Source organism: Polyangium sp. y55x31, assembly GCF_029946505.1.
Lineage (GTDB): Bacteria > Myxococcota_A > Polyangia > Polyangiales > Polyangiaceae > Polyangium.
The window spans coordinates 14,811-33,233 of the sequence record NZ_JARZHG010000066.1 but is presented as its reverse complement, the minus strand read 5'-3'; the positions used below and the strand labels follow the sequence as shown (position 1 = coordinate 33,233).

Annotated in this window: 13 protein-coding genes; 6 read left to right on the top strand and 7 right to left on the bottom strand. The window is 69.1% G+C overall.

All coding sequences use genetic code 11. The features are described from left to right. A partial coding sequence (locus tag QHF84_RS48885; protein ID WP_281320552.1) for a WD40 repeat domain-containing protein occupies positions 1–783 on the top strand: 783 nt, incomplete at its 5' end. Between the two features lie 70 nt (positions 784–853). Here QHF84_RS48885 and QHF84_RS48880 read toward each other — a convergent pair. Continuing rightward, complete coding sequence (locus QHF84_RS48880; protein WP_281320551.1) at positions 854–1,768, bottom strand: LysR family transcriptional regulator; 915 nt, start codon at positions 1,766–1,768, stop codon at positions 854–856. A gap of 60 nt (positions 1,769–1,828) precedes the next feature. Between QHF84_RS48880 and QHF84_RS48875 the strand changes: the two genes are divergently transcribed. Then, positions 1,829–2,983, top strand: coding sequence for a hypothetical protein (locus QHF84_RS48875; protein WP_281320550.1), 1,155 nt, complete (start codon positions 1,829–1,831; stop codon positions 2,981–2,983). A 63-nt stretch (positions 2,984–3,046) separates the two neighbouring features. Here the strand turns inward: QHF84_RS48875 and QHF84_RS48870 are convergent, their stop codons facing one another. Beyond that, positions 3,047–3,547 carry a hypothetical protein gene (locus QHF84_RS48870; RefSeq protein ID WP_281320549.1) on the bottom strand — a complete coding sequence of 167 codons (501 nt, stop codon included), beginning with the start codon at positions 3,545–3,547 and terminating at the stop codon, positions 3,047–3,049. A gap of 302 nt (positions 3,548–3,849) precedes the next feature. On the opposite strand from QHF84_RS48870, the gene QHF84_RS48865 reads away from it, so the two are divergent. Then, complete coding sequence (locus QHF84_RS48865; protein WP_281320548.1) at positions 3,850–8,775, top strand: AAA family ATPase; 4,926 nt, start codon at positions 3,850–3,852, stop codon at positions 8,773–8,775. Between the two features lie 112 nt (positions 8,776–8,887). Here the strand turns inward: QHF84_RS48865 and arsA are convergent, their stop codons facing one another. Then, positions 8,888–10,660, bottom strand: a complete 1,773-nt coding sequence (arsA, locus tag QHF84_RS48860; RefSeq protein WP_281320547.1) for an arsenical pump-driving ATPase — start codon at positions 10,658–10,660, stop codon at positions 8,888–8,890. 291 nt (positions 10,661–10,951) lie between these two features. Between arsA and QHF84_RS48855 the strand changes: the two genes are divergently transcribed. Next, complete coding sequence (locus tag QHF84_RS48855; protein WP_281320546.1) at positions 10,952–11,119, top strand: hypothetical protein; 168 nt, start codon at positions 10,952–10,954, stop codon at positions 11,117–11,119. A gap of 169 nt (positions 11,120–11,288) precedes the next feature. Here QHF84_RS48855 and QHF84_RS48850 read toward each other — a convergent pair whose 3' ends face one another. Next, positions 11,289–13,874: an O-antigen ligase family protein gene (locus tag QHF84_RS48850; protein WP_281320545.1), complete on the bottom strand. Its 2,586-nt coding sequence runs from the start codon at positions 13,872–13,874 to the stop codon at positions 11,289–11,291. Positions 13,875–14,001: 127 nt separating this feature from the next. Here QHF84_RS48850 and QHF84_RS48845 point away from each other — a divergent pair, with 127 nt between their 5' ends. Both QHF84_RS48845 and QHF84_RS48840 read left to right on the top strand, forming a co-directional pair. Beyond that, positions 14,002–15,444, top strand: coding sequence for a hypothetical protein (locus QHF84_RS48845; protein WP_281320544.1), 1,443 nt, complete (start codon positions 14,002–14,004; stop codon positions 15,442–15,444). A gap of 126 nt (positions 15,445–15,570) precedes the next feature. Next, positions 15,571–15,921, top strand: a complete 351-nt coding sequence (locus QHF84_RS48840) for a hypothetical protein (protein WP_281320543.1) — start codon at positions 15,571–15,573, stop codon at positions 15,919–15,921. A 14-nt stretch (positions 15,922–15,935) separates the two neighbouring features. Here the strand turns inward: QHF84_RS48840 and QHF84_RS48835 are convergent, their stop codons facing one another. The 3 genes from QHF84_RS48835 to secG are packed head-to-tail and all read right to left on the bottom strand — an operon-like array spanning position 15,936 to position 18,407. Beyond that, complete coding sequence (locus QHF84_RS48835) at positions 15,936–16,586, bottom strand: acyltransferase (RefSeq protein WP_281320542.1); 651 nt, start codon at positions 16,584–16,586, stop codon at positions 15,936–15,938. A gap of 4 nt (positions 16,587–16,590) precedes the next feature. After that, a complete protein-coding gene (locus tag QHF84_RS48830; RefSeq protein ID WP_281320541.1) occupies positions 16,591–18,105 on the bottom strand; it encodes a hypothetical protein in 1,515 nt (504 codons plus the stop codon). A 32-nt stretch (positions 18,106–18,137) separates the two neighbouring features. Then, positions 18,138–18,407, bottom strand: coding sequence for a preprotein translocase subunit SecG (secG, locus tag QHF84_RS48825; RefSeq protein ID WP_281320540.1), 270 nt, complete (start codon positions 18,405–18,407; stop codon positions 18,138–18,140). Positions 18,408–18,423 lie beyond the last annotated feature (16 nt).

Sequence of the window (18,423 nt, the reverse complement as noted above, 5' to 3'; positions counted from 1 at the left end):
GACGGCAGGCGCATCGTCACCGCTTCCTGGGACAAGACCGCCCGGGTGTGGAACGCCGATGGCACGGGCGAGCCCCTGCGGCTCGAGGGGCACCAGGATCGCGTCTACTCGGCGGCGTGGAGCCCCGACGGCACGCGCATCGTCACCGCTTCGGCAGACAAGACCGCCCGGGTGTGGAACGCCGATGGGACGGGCAAGCCCCTGCGGCTCGAGGGGCACCAGGATGGCGTCTCTTCGGCGGCGTTTGGCCCCGACGGCACACGCATCGTCACCGCTTCCTGGGACAAGACCGCCTGGATCTGGAACGCCGACGGGACGGGCAAGCCCCTGCAGCTCGAGGGACACGGCGCACCCGTTGGTGGCGGAGCAAGGGGAGGGGGGACGTTTAGCCCAGATGGCGCCCAGATCGTCACCTTCTCGGATGACAAGACCGTGCGCGTGTGGAACGCGGATGGCACGGGCGAGCCGGCGATCCTCCGCATCCCCGAGTTCGAGGCCCATTCGGCGGCGTGGAGCCCGGATGGCACGCGTATCGTCACCGCCTCGCATGGCGAGATTGACCCAGCCACCGGCAAGATGAAGTACTGGGCCACCGTATGGCCCCGCCTCCAGCGCTTCACCAGCCTGGAGGACCCGGCGCTCTGGACGGCCACCCGTTACTGCCCGCCCATCGAGCTACGCCGGGAGCTGCTCGGCGTGTCCGAGGACGTCGCCGCCGAGCAGCTCGCGAGCTGCCAGCGCCGCGTGGCCGAGGCGAACGACCGCCGAGCGGCGCACCCTTGATACCTCGACGCCGAGGCGTCCCGCGAGCGCCATTGCCGGAGGTATGGCGACGCCCGCGAGGGTTTTCCGCTCAGTCGCCGCGCAAGAGGTCGCGGTCGGCCCGCAGGGTGGCCACCAGATAGTCGACCAGCACGCGTACCCGGGGGGTCTGCCGCAGGTCGCGGTGTACCGTCAGCCATAATGGCTGCCCAGGCTCGCGCGGCATGGGCACGTGCGTCAGGCCCGGCGTCCGGTCCCCGAGGAACCTCGGCAGCACCGCGATCCCGGCGTCGGCCTGCGCGGCCTCGGCGAGGGCCAGCGATACGTCGCTCACGAAAGCGGGCCGCACGCCCGGCGATAGATGTTGCAGCCAGGCCAATTCGACGCCGCTCGTGGGCAAGAGCAGCGGGTGCTCGTGCAGATCGTTCGGCGTCCGGATCGGGTGCCGGGTCAGATACGCGGAGGACGCGTAGAGGCCGTGTCTCACCTCCCCGACGCGGCGGACCCGCAGCGATTCGTGTGACGTACGGACGAATCGCACGGCCAGCTCGGCCTCGCTGCGGCTGAGGTCGAGCACCGCGCCGGCCGGCAGGAGCTCGACGCATAACGCCGGGTACTGGCGGCCAAAACGCGCGAGGCGCGGGGCCAGATAGGTGATGCCGAAGGTCTCGGGCGAGGTCACCCGCACCGTGCCCTCCAGCGCGCCGCGTTGCGCGTGGACGCCACGCTCCAGCGCCAGCACCGCGTCCTCGACCTGGCGCAGGGGGGAGAGCAGCCGCTCGCCGTCGCGCGTCAGGACGTAGCCGGCTGCCGTGCGCGTGAACAACCGCAGGCCGAGCGCGCGCTCGGCGGCCTCGATACGGCGGCCGACCGTGGTGTGATCGACGCCGAGCGCCGCGGCCGTTTTGGCGAGGGAACCGGCGCGCGAGAGCGCGGCGACGAAGCGCAGATCGTCCCAATTCATAGGCTGTGGATTCTTGCACGGTCGTCGGGTGACGACGTGCATTCTCACCCGGTCGCTCGGGCGCTACGCCTGTCGAGTCCCCCCACCACCACGGAGGTTTTCATGCGCGCCGTTGCTTCGCTCGTGTTTGCACTGGTCCTTGCCGCCTGCGCCGATGGCCCGGCTCCTGATTCTGCCGAGCCATCGCCCGTCCACACGCTGACGCTGCCAGCGAGGTACGCGTCGTCGTCCGATGTCGTCGCCTACGCCGAGCTCGCGAATGGGCAGGCGAAGGAGGAGACCGAGTTGACTTACGCGCTGGCCGATGGCTACCCGCGCGAAGTGACGCTCGTGCCGAAGGACGGCTTCGTCCTTTCGTCCGATTGCAAGATGCACCCGGGCCCGGTGGTCTGGCAGTCGATCGCCGACGTGCAGGGGACGGCCGCGGCCGTCGAGATCGTCGGCGGCGCGCTCGCGGTCGAGCTGCGGGAGGAGGGCACCGTGACCGTGCTCCTCGAAGGCGAAATCACCGGGCAGCAATGCCCCTCCGAGGACGGATCGATCGCGACCGCGCTGCCGCTCCAGCACCGGCTCGTGCTGCACGTCGAGCGTGTCACAGGATTCGTGGTCGAGCAGTTTCACCAGCAATTGGCCGGCTGCTGGGATGCCATGGTGCTGCCGGCGGGCGCGCCGCTGTGGGCGCCGACGGCGCGCCCGCTCGACGCGACGGGAAAACCCTTCTCGGCGGTCAATGCGCCCGCGCCCGTGGCCCTCACGCTGCAATCGAACGGAGACCTCACGTCTGGGCCCGGTGTCACGTACATGACCGCAGGTCCAGGTACGGTCACGGTGTCGGTCGACACGACGCTGCCGGTGCAGGGGATGCAGGCGTTCGAGGTGGTGGGCCCCGACGCGCTGACGTCCGTCGAGGCCTCGTTTTACCTGCGCAAGGCCGCCCTCAAAGGCAATGTGTCCGAGCCCATCGAGGAAGGTGCGTCATACAAGCTTTTCCTTCCCGAGGAGAGCAACGGCGTCGACCTCCACGTCGAGGAGGCGATGACGACGCACGGAAAGCTCTGCGAGAACGTGCCGGGGGCCTGGTTCGCGTCGGAATCGTCGACGCCCGTGCAATGTGATGCGAGTGTGGGCGTCGTGGATCCATTCGCTTCCAGCACCATTCCGGTGGCCGCGATCGGCGATGCCGGCGAGTGCCGGCTTTGGGTGACGATTCCGGGGACGACGCAGCGCTGGGCGACGCGGTTCAGCATCGCGCCGTGAGCGCGGGAGCAGGGGCGAGGGCGATCCGGCGCGTGACCCCCGACGGAGATGCGCCGGTGGGCGTCAACGAGCCGACTGGGGAATCTTGCACATCGCATTCACGACCAAGCCATATTTGCCCTTGGTGCCCGTCGCGCGCACGGTCGTGCGCTGCATGGCCCTTTTCCAGGGAGGCCATTGGCAGTCACGGCGGCGCCCCCCGAAAGGGTCCGGTGTGTGCATCTGCTCGATGAGCGTGAGCTTGTGGTCCAGGCCTTCGATGAAAATCGCCGTGGGATGCATCCCGGCGCAGCACAACGCATCCGGGTCACACCCGATCGCTTCCGCCACCCATTCGCTCCCTCCATCGGACAGGTGCCCGACGACCTGCACCTCGTTTTCTTGCGGCGGCGCGTCCGTGCACGGCCGCATCCCATCGACCCAGGCATTCGCGGCTTCCGCGGCGGCTGCGATGTACCCTTCCTCGAAGGCACGCTTCGTCGCGCAGCAGCTCGGGAGGAGAGCAAGCGCGGTGACGGCCAGGAAATGGGGCCGCGTGAGGGGGTGGGGGCGTGCGTTCTTCATTGAAACGGTCATGAGGCTATGGGTGGCGGGCGACGGGGTCAAGGTTGGGAGCTGTCAAAGCTATGTCGTCAGGTGATGCTGCTGCTGCCGCTTCCGCGACCGCCTCCCATTCCTTCCCCAGCGCTCCTCGGCCGCACGCGCCGACGCTGCGGGGCCCGTAGCCCAGCATACGCGTTGAATGGCTCAACTACTTCAACGCCCCATCCCGCAAAGTTTGGTAGGCTCGTTGTTCCGCTCGAGCGGAGGGCATCGCCCCGACCTGCCCGAGACGCTTCCTCGGTCACTCTTCGGTGGTATTCTTGATGCTCGACATTGCAGGGTATACAGCCTTCGAACGCGTGGAAGTAACGCCGTTCGCGAAGACGTTTCGCGCGCGGCGGGTGCATGACGGCCTGCCCGTCGTGATCCAAAGCCTGTCCATCGGACGCGCCCGGAGCGCCGAGATCGCGCGATTCAAACACGAGTACGCGCAACTCGCGCAGCTCAGCTCACAAAGCCTCGTCTCCGTCCTCGGCGTAGAGGCGCGTGAAGACAGCCTCATCGTCATACGCGAACACTTCCCAGGCCAAACCCTCGCCCACACCCTCGCCGCGCGCCCAGGCAACAAGCTCCCCGTCTCCGAGGCCCTCGCCATCGCCACCGCGATCGCCGAAGCCCTCGCCGCCCTGCACGGACGCGGCATCACCCACCGCGATGTCCGCCCCCAGAACATCCTCGTCGGCGATGCTGGCGCGCTCAAGCTCACCGGCTCCGGCGTCGACGCCGAGGTCACGCGCGCACACGAGCGACTCTACGCGTACGAGGTCCTCCACGACGTCCTGCCCTACACCGCGCCCGAGCAAACCGGCCGCATGAACCGCAGCGTCGACCACCGCGCCGATCTCTACGCCCTCGGCATCATCCTCTACGAAGCCCTCACCGGTCGTCGGCCCTTCGAAGCCCGCGAGCCCATGGAGCTCATCCACGCGCACCTCGCCCTTCAGGCCAAACCCCCCGCGCACGTCGACAGCTCGGTGCCCGAGACCCTCTCGCGTCTCGTCCTCAAGCTGCTCGAGAAAAACGCCGAAGACCGCTACCAAAGCGCCGAAGGCCTGCTCGCCGACCTACGCCGCTGTAGCCACGAGCTCGAGACCCTCGGCACGATCTCCCTCTTCACGCCTGCCGAGCACGACCACGAAGGCGGGCTGCGCATCCACCAGAAGCTCTACGGTCGCGAGCGCGACATCGACGCGCTCACCTCGACCTTCACACGCTCGCTCGCCGGCGAACGCTCCATCGTCCTCGTCTCCGGTTACTCGGGCATCGGCAAATCCGCGCTCGTGCACGAGATCCTCAAGCCACTCGCCCGCGCGAAGGGCTACTACACGAGCGGCAAATTCGATCAGTTCAACCGCGACACCCCCTACAGCGCCATCATCCAGGCCTTCGACGGCCTCGTGCGGCAGATCCTCACCGAGAGCACCGAGCGGATCCAAGCCTGGCAGCACGCATGGCTCGAGGCGCTCGGACAAAACGGCCAGGTCATCTGCGACGTCCTGCCCTCGATGGCACACGTGCTCGGCCCGCAGCCAGTCGTGCCCGCGCTCGGACCCGTCGAGTCGCAAAACCGCCTGATCCGATGCTTCGTGCAGTTCGTCTCGGTCGTCGCGCGCAGGGCCCACCCGCTCGTGTTTTTCCTCGACGACCTGCAGTGGATCGACCTCGCGAGCCTCGACCTGCTGCGCGCCCTGCTCGCCGACGACTCCCTCGAGTCGTTCTTCTTCTGCGGCGCCTACCGCGACAACGAAGTCTCCCCCGCCCACCCGTTCATCGCGGCGCTCGAAGAGCACAAACGCGCAGGCCTCTCCGTCTGCGACATCGTCCTCGGCCCGCTCGAGCGTCGTCACATCGTCGACATGCTCAGCGACAGCCTGCGGCGCTCGGACACCGGCCCGCTCGCCGACGCCATCCTCCAAAAAACCGCCGGCAACCCCTTCTTCGTCCGTCGCTTCTTGCACTCGCTCGGCGACCACGGCGTGCTCACCTTCAAGCCCGGGAAGGGTTTTTACTGGGACCTCAAACGACTCGACGAGCTCGCCTACAGCGAAAACGTCGTCGATCTGATGGTGCGCACCATCGCCCGCCTGCCGAAGACCACGCAGGAAGCCCTCCGCCTCGCCGCCGCCATCGGGAGCGAGTTCGACCTCGGCGTGCTCGCCACCGTGCTCGAATGTACGCCCGAACAGGCCTACGGCCGCCTCGAGCCCGCCGCCGCTGAAGGGCTCATCATCCCGGGCAGGAGCGGCTACCGCTTCGCTCACGACAAGGTCCAGGAAGGCGCGTACGCGATGATCCCGGTCGCAGGCCGGCCCGCGTTCCACCTGCGCATCGGCAGGCTGCTCGCCGAGAGCACGCCCTTGTCCGAGAGCCGCAACCTCTTCGACGTGGTCGGCCACCTGAACAGCGCGCTCGAGCTCATCGACGATCCACACGAACGCGAGACGCTCGCCCGAATGAACCTCGTCGCCGCCACGCGAGCCGAAGAATCGGCCGCGTTTGGCGCCGCGCGCAGCTTCCTCGAGCTCGGCCTGCAATGCCTCCCCGAAGATGCCTGGACGTCGAAGCATCAACTCCGCCTCGCCTACGCGAGGAAGCTCGGCGTCACGCTGTCCTTGCTCGGCCATCACGATGACGCGCTCGCCGTGCTCGGAGAGGCCCTCGAGCGCGCCACGACGAGGCTCGCTCGAACCGAGATCCTGCGGCTCAAGATGAAAGCGCAGGTGCTCAAGAACGACCTGCCCGCGGCGCTCGCCGAGGGGCTCGTGGTGATGCACTCCTTCGGCCTCGACCTGCCCGCGTTCCCGGACGCAGCGACGCTCGAGGAGCAGATGCGCGTGACACTCGACCTCGTCGTCGAGCGCTCGCCCGAGGCGCTACTCGACCTGCCGCCGCTCGAGGACCCCGAGATCGCCGCGCTGCTCGAGGTCCTGGAGGAGCTGTTCGCGCCGACGTACTTCCTCGCGACGAACAACTTCAGCATCAGCATCGCCAAGATCCTCGAGCTGTCCTACCGCCACGGTTTGTCGCGAAGCACGACCTACGGCTGTATCAATTTCGGCATGCTCTTGTGCGTCCGTGGGCATATCAAGCTCGGCTACGAGCTTGGCCGCATCGCTGTCAGGCTCGGCGAGAAGCTCGGCGACAAGAAGAACGAAGCGATGATCCGCAACATGTGGGGTGGCTTCGTCCAGTACTGGGGAGACGGCTACAGCGCTTGCTGGGACACGTTGATCAGGGGCAAGGACGCGGGCCTGGAGACAGGCCAGTACATCTGGTCGTTCTACAACACGGTCAATGCCGTCACGAACAGCTTCATGCGCGGTTTGCCCATCGAGGACATCATCGCCGAGGCGAAGAGCTACCAGCCGATCCGCAAGCTCGACCGCTTCGACGCGATCACCTGGATGGCCGGCGCGGCCGGACAGATCGCCTACAACCTCTCGGTCGAGACAGACGACCCCTGCCGCCTCGTCGGACCCCTCGTGGACATCGAGGAGGTCATGGCCGCGTGTCGCCAGATCAAGAACGAAAGCGCGTTCTTCTTCGCGCAGCTCTACATCGTCTTTTTGCTCGTCTTCCAGGGCGCCTTCGAGGAGGCGGCGCGCGTCGTGCTCGCGTCGAACCCCGAGCTCGTCAGCATCGCGGTCTGGCACGGCACGCCTGTTTTCCGCGCCTACGCAGCCATCGCGCTCACGCGCGCCTCGACGAGCGCCGCGCCTGAAGAGCGCGCGGGTTTGCTCTCGCGCGCCGCGGCCTACGCGGAGAAGCTCGATGCTTGGGCGGAGATCTGTCCGGAAAACTTCGCCGCCCGCGCGGCCTTGGTTCGCGCCGAGCTCGCCCGCGCCCGCGGCGAAGACAGGTTCGTGACGGCGGAGCTCTACGACACGGCGATCTCGCTCGCGCATCGCGGCGGCTACATCCATGACGAGGCGCTCGCGAACGAGCTGTGCGCGAGGCACTGGATGGACGCCGGGAAAACGACGCTCGCGCGCGCTCACCTCAGCGAGGCGCGCCGGCTCTATGCCCGCTGGGGCGCAACCGTTGCCTCGCGCCGCCTCGCCCGCGCCTATCCCGAGCTTGTCGGGCGCGACGAGACGTTCGACGCGCCCTTGCCGAGCACGCCTGCGCCCTCGGCGGACGCCCTGGACATCGGGTCGGTGCTCAAGGCGGCGCAAGCGATCTCGGGCGAGATTGTGCTGCCCCGACTGATCGACGCCCTCTTGCGCGTGGCGCTGGAGAACGCCGGCGCGCGGCGAGGGGTCTTGCTCCTTTTGCGGGATGGCAGCCTCGTCGTCGAAGCGGAGCAGCGCGCGTTCGGCGAGGAAGACGCGCCTGCATCGACGGCGATCGAGCGAGATCTCGGGCAACGCTCGGATCTGCCTGCGACCGTGCTCGCGTACGTGGCGCGCACGCGTGAGAGCGTGCTCCTCGAGGATCGCGCGCAGGATGGCCCCTTTGGGCACGACCCTTACCTCGTGAACGCGGCTCCGCGCTCGGCGCTGGCTGCGCCCATCATCGGCAAAGGTCGGCTTTCGGGCGTGATTTATCTGGAGAACGACCTCGCGCGGGGAGCATTCACGCCTGCGCGGGTCGAGGTGGTGGGGCTCATCTGCACGCAGGCTGCGATCGCGATCGAGAATGCGCGGTTGTATGGGGAGCTGGAGCGGCAGGTGGAGGAGCGGACGGCGGAGCTACGGCACGCGAATGAGGCGCTCGTTCGTTTGAGTCGCGCCGAGCAGGAGCGCAGGGAGCAGGAGGCTCTCGACCAGCGCGCGGTCATCAGCCAGCAGGAGGAGGTGATCCACGCGCTGTCGGCGCCGATCATCGAGGTCTGGTACGGCGTTATCGCGGTCCCGCTGGTGGGGGTGCTCGACGCGCGGCGGGGCGAGGAGATCATGGAGCGGGTGCTGCATCGGATTGGCTCCGCTTCGTGCCGCCAGGTGATCCTTGATTTGACGGGGGTGGAGAGCGTCGATTCCGAGACGGGCGAGCGCATCATGCGGATTGTCGGCGCGACGCGGCTGCTCGGGGCGAGCGTGGTGATCACGGGGATTCGCGCGGCCGTTGCGCAGACGATGGTGGCGCTCGACGCGGGCCTGAAGGAGCTGACGACGCGGGCGACGCTGCGGGACGCGCTGCGCGCGTATATGCGGTCGGAGGGTGCAGGGGGATCTTCGACGCGGAGGTGAGACGTGATCCTCACGCTCCATTGCCTCGGCGCCGTCGCGCAGGATCGCTCCGTCTTCGTAGGTGTTCCCGAGATCGAGGCCGATGCGAGCGTGGGCGTCGTGGATCCATTCGCTATTCGGAGGGACGCGCGAGCGCCAGCAGGCGCGTGGGGCCGACGGGCTCCTCGGTCATCCAAGGGACGATCGCGAGCCTCTGCGCGTGCTGTTCGCGCACCACGCGAATCTGTTCGAGCTCGGCCGCGATGCGCTGGGCGAGGCAAGGATCCGTCGAGCCGGCGGCTGCGAGGCTGCTGTTGATCACCCAGCCGAAGGGCTCGATCCCGGCGCGCCTGAGATCCGCCTGCAATCGCGCTGCTTCGGAGACGGGCGTCGTCTCCGCGAGCGTCACGACCAGGACCTTCGTGTACTGCGGATCGCGCAGCCTCATGAGGGGGGTCACGATGCGGCCGGACGCATGCTGCGCGTCGACGTCTCCGACGACTGTCTGCCGGTGATACGAGCCCGTGGCGTCGAGCAGGAGCAGCGTGTGTCCCGTGGGCGCCGTGTCGAGGACGACGAAGCTCGAGCGCGCTTGCGAGACGGTCCTCGAAAAGGCTGCGAAGACGGCGACCTCCTCGTAGCAGGGGGATCGCAGGTCTTCGGCCAGCAATGCTCGTCCCGCTTCGTCGAGCTTGGCCCCGCGCGTCGCCATCACGCGGTCCACATACGCCTTCGTCTCCACGGCGGGATCGATGCGGCTGATCCGCAGGTGCGGAAGTTCGCCCGCGAGCGTCGCGGCGACGTGCGCCGCGGGGTCGGTGGTGCTCAGGTGGACATCGTGACCTCGCGATGCGAGCTCGGCCGCGATCGACGCGGCAATCGTCGTTTTCCCCACGCCGCCTTTGCCCATCACCATCACGAGCCCACGCCCGGGCGCCGCGATCTCGTCGATGAGGGACTGGAGGGGCGGCAGCGAAGGCGTCGCGAGCGGAGGGACTGCACGCGCGAGGGCTGCGGACGCGCGATCGTCCAGCAATGCGCGGAGCGCCGGAAGACCGACCATGTTGAAGGCGCGCAAAGGGACGCGCGTCGTGGGCAGTCCTTGCAGCCGAGGAGGCATGTCGTGCAGCGCCTCGCGCCCCCGCTCTTCGAGCGCAAGGGCCACCGAATCGGCACGGTTTGTCGCCTCGAATACGGCGTTGACGACGAGTCGCTGGTTCTTCAGGCCCAGCGCTTCGAGCTCGCCCGACGTCCGATCCGCTTCCCGCAGGGCTGCGTGGTCCGCCCGCGTGACGAGCACGATGGTCGTGCGCGCGGCGTCGGCCAGAGCATCCACCGCGGCGACGAAGCGCGCCTCCTGCATTTTCAGCCCTGAATGGGGGCCCAGACACGAGGCCCCGGACGGGGTCGATTGGAGGAAGCCCGACCATGCGCGCGGCAGGCTGAGGAGCCGCAACGTGTGCCCTGTGGGCGCCGTGTCGAAGAGCACGTGATCGAACGGCACGCTCTGTTCGTCCCCGGCGAGGAGCTCGGCGAACTCGTCGAACGCGGCGATCTCCACGGTGCATGCTCCGGCGAGCTGCTCGCGTAGCTCGGCGATCTGCGTCTCCGACCAGATCGCGAGATAGGGCGCGACCACGCGCTTTCGGTAATCATCGGCCGCCTTCTCCGGGTCGATGTTGAGCGCGAAGAGCCGGTCGACGCCGGGGATCGGCGTGGGCCGTTGCGACAGCGGCACGCCGAGCATCTCGTCCAGGTTCGACGCCGGATCGGTGCTGACGAGGAGGATACGTTTCCCGGCGTCCGCGAGTCGAATCGCAGTCGCGCACGCGAGCGCGGTCTTGCCCACGCCGCCCTTCCCCGTGAAGAACAGAAAACGGCTCGGCTGTTCCAGGAAGCTCGTCAAGACTCCGTCTCCTTCCGATTTCTCTCGTCGTACGTCTCGGCTGGCCTGGGATACGTGCAGGATGCCGGCTGCTCCGTCAACTGCTTCCAACCACTCCGGCCCGTGCGCGCGGTGGCATTCGAAGGCACACGCGACACGCACCTCGGCGAGGAAATGGCGGTGGCCACGCGGCTCCACGAGACGCGCGTGCCATGGCGAACGAGCGCGAGCGCGCGGCGCAGGCGCTCCTCGAAGTCTTCCACACGATCCGCGCCTCACGCTGGATATGCGCTTCGAGCCCGGAGACGTGCAATGGCTGAAAACTCGGTCGTGCTGCACGAGCGTACGGAATACGAGGATTGGCCCGAGGACGAACGCAAGCGCCACCTCCTCCGTCTCAGGCTCGCGGCGCCGGATTTCGAGGATGGTGATGCGCGCCGACGCCGCGGCGTCGTGAAGGAGGACGTCGATGCGCGCTGACGCGGATGGCGGAATTGGGGTGTCGCAGTTCCGGGATCGAACGTGCCGCTCTTGCAATCGTCGCATTCCCGTCCGTGTGGGGGGCCTCGTGGTGACGTCCTTTCGGGACCAGGTCAGGGGTGACGGAATCCGAAGCGGAAGCGGCTGCAGCTCAAGCTGGCCCGTCTCGTTATGGCCCTCCCAGCGCCTTCGCCCGCTCCTCCGCAATCCGCTTCCGCAGCTCCTCCGTCATCCCCCGCTTCTGCGCCACCCGCTCCAGCGCATCCGCCGCCTGCGCATGCGCGCCTCCTCGGCTCGCCGCATCCGCGAGCGCGAGCCACCGCGCCTCGGTCGGTTCCTCGCGGGCCGCGCGTGCATGAAGCGTCAGCGCGGAACCCGTGTCCCCGCGGTTCTCGCGGATGCGCGCGAGGAACGAGGCGGCTTCGGCGCACGCGGAGGCCGAGAGGCACGTCGCGGCGAGCAGGTCCTTGCTGGCTGCGTCGATCCGCGCGACGCCGGGCACACGCGAGGCGATCTCGACCCGGGCGCGCAGGCAGCCGATGCGATCCTTGACCCGCGCACAACGCGCCGCGAGCCGGGCTTCGGCCTCCTCGCTCTTGCCCTCGGTCACGAGCGCCGCCGCGCGGATCCGGTCGGCCACGAAGTCCCCGGGGAATGCGGTTTCGAGCGCCGTCGCGTGCGCCTCGATCTCTCGCGCGCAGCGAGCGCGGTCGTCACACGTGCCCTTCGCGAGCGCGTCGAGCAAGGCGTCCGCGGCGCGCACGCGAGGACCATGGGTGCCGGGGTTTCGCGCGATCGCCTCGGCGTCGAAGCGCGCGCTGAGCGCGGCGTTGCCAGCGCTCCGCGCTTGCACCGCGAGCTCGTCGAGCATCGGCGCGCCGGTCTTGCCTTCGGGGACGGCGCCGAGCAGTTCGTCGAAATCTTTCGAGATCCGCGCCGCGAACACGCCCGCGGGGCCCACGAGCGAGCTGTCTTGCGTGACGGCGATCCGCAGCTCCAGCAAGGCCTGGCGGCGCGCGCCTCGGCTGGCGAGGACCTGCGCGAGCAAGAGGTGCGCACGACCGTTGACGTGGCCTCGTTCGAGCGTGCGTTGCAGCCACGGCAGCGCGCTCTCGCGTTTGCCCTGGTAGGCCGCGAGCGCGCCGATGAGCGGGAAATACGGCTCGGCCGGGTGGCGGCGCATGGCCGCGTGGAGCGCGCCTTTGAGCGCGTCGTAGGCGGCGGGATCCGAGTGGTTCGTCGCCTCGTACGTCTTCCGGATCGTGTCGCGTTCGGCGCCGACGTCGGGATGTCCGAACCGAAACGAAGCCGCGGCGAGCGTGAGGCCGACGAGGAGCGCGATCGCGGGCGCGAGGCGCGCGAGCTTGCTCGGGGCCTTCGCGGCGAGGCCGCGCGACGGGCGCGAGCGCGCACGATCGCCCCACAACGAGCCGAGCACCGTGGCGAGCGCGATGCAGACCGCGGGGATCTCGAGCGAGAGGTCGGCGAGGTTCTGCAGGAGGACCACGACGACGCCTGTGAACGCAGATGCCGCGAGCCGGCTGCGCAAGGCGCCGAGGCGCGAGGGGGCGAGCGCCCACGCGAACAGGACGAGCGCCGCGAGCGCGACGGGCGCGCCCCACTCGACGAGCCACTGCGCCGGGAAGTTCTCGACGTACGCGAAGACGACGTGGCCGGAGCTCTCGCGGTACGCGGGGAAGACGCTCTCGAAGGCGCCGCGGCCGATGCCGAAGATCGGGTGCTCGCGCAAGACGGGCAGCGCCCAGAGCACCATCTGGAGTTTGTCGAGGTTCTTGTCGTAGAGCTCGAACCACGTGTCGCGCGTGCCGCCGAGCAGCGCGAGCGCAGCGCCGCCGAGGAGCGCGCCGCCGAGGAGAAAGCGAAGCGAGGGGTCGGTGGCGTCGGCGCTCGCGCCGCGGCGCGCAGCGCGGATCCGGAGCAGGAGCGCGAGCAGGAGGACGCCGAGGATCAAGGCGAGCACGCCGCCGCGCGAGGCGGAGGTGACGTCGACCGCGACGAGGAACGCGACGCCCGAAGCGACGAGCCAGCGCGGCGCGACGGGCTCGTGCATGAGGACGAGGCCCATGCCCGCGAGCGCGCCGAGGTTCAGGTAACCCGCGAGCGTGTTCGGGTTGATGAACGGTCCGACGTGCCACGGCGGCAGCGACACGGACGGCGTGTAGAAGCCGTAGACCTTGGTCAAGCCCGCGAGACCGTGCACGACCGTGACGAGCGCGACGGCGAGGGCCGAGACGAAGACGGTGGTGATGCCGGTGGCCGCGCCACGACGCGCGGAGACGGCCGCAGAAGCGGTGAAGATCGCGGCGTAGGAGGACCACTTCAGGGCCTCGACGATCGTGCTGCCCGGATCGAGCGAGAGGCTCGCGAAGCGCGGGCCGGACTCGCCGAAGGGCAGGAGCGCGCGCGCCCAGACGTCGGCGTTGCCCGGCGCGATGCGCGCGAGCACGGCCATGGGCAAGGGCACGGCTTGCAGGAGCGTGTACGCGGCGAGGGCGGTCGCGAGGATCGCAGGCAAGGCGAGGGAGATCGATCCCTTGCGCTCTTGCTCGCGGCGAAGCGCGAGCGCGGCGGCGACGAAGGCGAAGGGCGCGATCAGGGCGACGACGCGGACGTGGACGCCGCCGAGCGCGAGCGCGCTGCTCGCGACGGTGAAGGCGACGAGGGTGACGAGGGGGCGTACGGAGCCGGTGCTTCCGCGATCTCGGCTCGGGCTGGATCGGGAAGTGGGAGGCATCCGAGGCTCGTGATCCGGGCGTCGAGGCGTGGCGGGCAGTGTATCGCAGAACGATCGGAGGCCGGGGCGCGAGATGTATCCGCGCGTTCGTTGACGCCGGGCCGTGTTCCGCCGAGGATCGCAGATCATGGAACGTGCGTCTCGCCGCGGGCGTCGCGGCCTTGCTTCACTTGGAATCTCCGGGATCGCTGCGCTCGTGACGGGCGCCTTGCTCGGCGCGTGTAGCCTCGACCAGCTCGGGTCGGCGCCGATGGGACAAGCGTCGTCGTCGTCGTCCTCGGGCGAGGGCGGCGGCGGCGCGTCCGTGGGGCCGGGCGGGACCGGCGGCGTGGGCGGGGTCGGCAGCGCCGGTGGGATGGGCGGGGTCGGCGGCGGTGGAATGGGCGGGGTCGGTGGAATGGGCGGCGCCGGTGGAACGGGCGGCACCGGTGGAATGGGCGGCTCGGGCGGCGGGGGGCCGGTCGCCATCAAGGAATGGACGGCGGCGGCGCCTCCGGCGGCCATCGTGCCGGTGTACTCGCTTCCGAGCGATTGGCTCAAGATTCAATGCGGAACGCTCGACCGGACCTCGCAGGTGGGGCCGCACAGCTTGAAGCGCCCCTACCTCGCGGACGCCGCGCGCCCGAGGAACGTGGGGCCGGGCTGGGGGCTCAGCGTGGAGAGCGTGCGAAAGAACAAGATCAAGAACAGCGACTCGTGGAGCACGATCGGCGGCGGGTGGTCCGTCCCGGCGGAGCCGATGGCGTACCTGCCGGGGCAAGGGGATCCTGCCGGCGGGATTGCCGCGTCCCAGTTCACCTCGTCGGGGAGCCAGCAATCGTATTACGCGAGCCCACCGGCAGGGTATGCGACTGCCTGGCTGAAGGGCGTGGGAGACACGGGGCCATTTTCGAATTTCGTCGTGGGAGACGCGACCTGGAGCTGGGTCCCGGTCGACGACGCCGCGAACTGGAAGCGGTACGAGGTCGGCTCCTCCACGGGGTATTTCGTGCTCGAGACACGCGTGGGTCCCGGGGGTATGCCGGCGGCGATCAGCGGGCAGACCAAGACCCTGGCCTACGGCGCGCAGCAGGAGACCCTGGGGGACAACAAGGTGCCGAACTACCCGTCGAGCTACATCCCGACGCAGGCCACGGAGCGGACCCGCGACGCCGACGTGCTCTCGGTCATCGCTCCGCCGGTGGTGGCGCCAGGAGGCTATTTCCACGTCCGGATTCGATTCGCCCCGAACTACGCGACGACCGAGACCTCGGAAAACGAGCACGATCTCTTGTTCATCAACGGCGACAACCGCCTGTTCTTCCGGTTCTCGGACAAGAAAATCGTGTTTCGCATCAACAAGGTCAACCTCGAATCCGCCGCGCTCACGTGGGCGCGGGAGCAGATGATCGAGGTCGAGGCGATTCACTCGGCGGCCGAACAGAGGCTGATCGTGTCCTCCGGCGGCACCTTCTCGGGGCCGGCGCAGCCCCCCGTCCCGACGAACAACGCATTCTACGTCCTCGGCAATGCTTCCGGCGCCCAGGAATGCGCGGATCTGCGTTACCTCGGGTTCTTCGTGCCCAATTGAGGTCGCCCTGTCGCGGTAGAGTTTTCCTGCCGAGGTGAAAGTCGCAACCCAAGGAAAATCGGTCCCCGTCCGCTTGACGTGGCCCAGGACCGTGCGCAAAAAGACCCTGCTCTCCCGGAGAACCAAATGAGCAAAACTCTCGCGGTCGTTCTCGCAGTCGGTATCGGCGGCGGCGCCGGCGTGGCGGCGTACGCCTACCTGAAGAAGCCCGAGCGCGCGGCCTGCGTGCGTATCGCCGATCTCTGCGGCGAAAAGAACGGGACGAAGGACGACCTCGACCGGTGCGTCGAGGAGGTCGAGCAGTGGCGCAAGGTCGCCGGCGACGAGCCGGTCGACAAGGGCATTCAGTGCGTCGACGATGCCAAGACCTGCGGCGAAGCCATGGGCTGCGTGGCCGGCGCCGGCATCAAGGGCTTCCAGAACGTGGTCGACGACTTCTTCAAGGGCCTCGGCAAGGGCCTCGGCGGCAGCAAATAGCCGCGAGACGCGCCTCACCCCGGGCGTGAGCGCACGTAAGGCTTTCCGAGGTCGCGCCCGCCCGACGGCAGCGGCGCATCCTCGGGAAGATCCAGGCAACGGACGAGCCCCTCCTCGATCCGGTATCGATATCCGCTTTCCGGACAAACCATGATCCCGTCGGGCCCCGGGCGTCCGAGCTTCTGGCCGTGCCGGCTCATGTACCCCGTGCGCCGCGCAGGGACGCCCGTGACGAGCGCATAATCGAGGACGTCGCGCGTGACGAGCGCGCCGGCGCCGACGAAGGCATGCCGGCCGATGGTGGTGCCGCACAGGATCGTCGCATTCGCGCCGATGGTCGCGCCGCGGCGGATCAAGGTCTTTTCGTAGAGACCGCGGCGATCGATCTCGGCGCGCGGGTTCGTGACGTTCGTCAGGACGCACGAGGGGCCGAGGAAGACCGAATCCTCGACGATCGTGCCCTCGTACAGGGAGACGTTGTTCTGGATTCGCACGTCGTCGCCGACGACGACGCCGCTCGCGACGAAGACGCCCTGGCCGAGCACGCAACGCTCACCAATTCGAGCGCCCGGCATAATGTGGCAGAAATGCCAGATGCGCGTGCCTTCGCCAATGGAGGAAGGCTCGTCGACATAGGCGGACGGGTGCACGAACGTGGATTGCATGGCGTCAGCGGCTCGGTTGCTCCCAGAGGCCGAACGGGCCGTGCACGACGCGCGGCGGGCCGAGGACAGCCGCAGCAGGGCTCGCCGTGCGTCCGAGGAGGAAGCGCGCGCGGGCTTCGGCAAGGCGGCGCGAGAGGCCGTCGGGGGCGTCGAAGGTGGAGGCAGAGGCGGGTTTGCGCGGGTCGAGGTCGCGATCGAGGACGACGTCTTCGGGGCGGCCGAGGGCAGCGGTGATGGCGAAATGGCCATAATCGCGGACCTCGACGAGGATACGCTCGCCAGGAGGGACGAGGGCACGCGCGGCGGCGCCAATGGCGACCTCGTCCGCGCGCGGGACGAAGTCCTCGCCGCGGAACCAGCGGCGCACGATGACGAGGCTGAAAACGAGGAGGGCGATTGCCGCCGCGCCGGCGCCGAGGCGGGCGTCGCGGCCGGCGCGAGGGAGGAGCGTGGCCGCGAGGTTACCGACGAGGAGCGCGCAGAGGAGGAGGCCAACGAGGAGGGCACGCTCGGGGTGATGGGTCGGGGCGCCGTCCTTGACGAGCGCAGCCGAGAGGGTGACGAGCTGGAAGAGGGCGAGGACGAGCGGACGCGCGTAAGGGCGGAGGACCTCGCGGGCGGCAGCGCGGAGCGAAGGGAGCGCGGCGAGGGCGAGGAGGACGGCGAGCGCGCTGAAGAGCTCGGGCTCGTGGCGGGCCATCGCGAGCGGGTAGGCGAAGAGGCGCGAGAGAAGCGCGTCGGCGTCACCGCCGAGGGCACGGCGGTAGGCGGCGACGCGATCGAGGGAGTCGAAGGCGCTGCCGCGGGCAAAGTGGTTCCAGAGGACCCAGAGGAAGGGGCCGAGCAGCGCGAGGGTCGCCGCGAGGATGAAGAGGGCGCGGCTTTTGAAGGAGCGTTCGCGTTCGCGGAGGGCGTCGAGGCCGGTGAGCGCGGCGAACGCGGCCGCGATGGGCCAGACGTCGTACCGAGAGAGGGTGGCGCCGAGGAGCGCGAGGCCGCCGAAGAGGCGCGCGCGTGGTTCGCGCGGGCCGACGAGCGAGGCCATCGCGAAGAGCGCGAGCGCAGCCGTGGGGAGCTCGGGGACGGTGGCGACGCCAAGGCGCGCGCTCCACGGGAAAACGGCCGCGAGGACGGCGCCGAGGAGGGCAGCCGTTCGGGGGTTTGGGGGTGCAGCGCCGCTCGTCGGCGCGGAGCCCCCAAGCGTCGAACGATTCTTGGTGAGGCGCTCGGCCGCGAGCGCGACGAGCACGGCCGAGAGGACGCCGAGGACGAACGCCGTGACACGCGCGACGAGGAGCGTCCGCCCCGCGCCGAGCATGGCCGCGCCCGTGATCCAGAACGGGAAGGGCAGCCAGCTCGTGCCGGTCGGATCGAGCTTCGGCGTGTGGGCGAAGTCCTGCGCGATGACGACGCGCGCGAAGTCGTCGTCGCTGACGGCGCGAAAGCCCGTTGCGATCACGATCGCCACGGCGATCACCTTGACGAGCGCAACGAGGCCGAGATCGCGCCTCTCTAGCAACGCGGGCAAGTGGATCCGCCTCGGGCGCGGAATTACTTCGGCTGCGTGCTCTCGAACTGCTTGAGCTCGCGATCACCCGCCGAGGACAGGTACGCGAGGGACATGCTGGTGAGCATGAAAATCGCGGCGCAGATCGCGGTGAGGCGCGTCATGAAGTTGCCCGCGCCGCGGCCGCCGAAGACCTGCGCGCCGCCGCCGAACGACGAGCCGAGGCCTCCGCCGCGGCCCTGCTGCAGGAGCACCACGAGGATCAGGAAGATACAAACGATGACGTGGATGACGTTGAGCAGGGTGGTCAGCATCGGCGCACGGCGACGT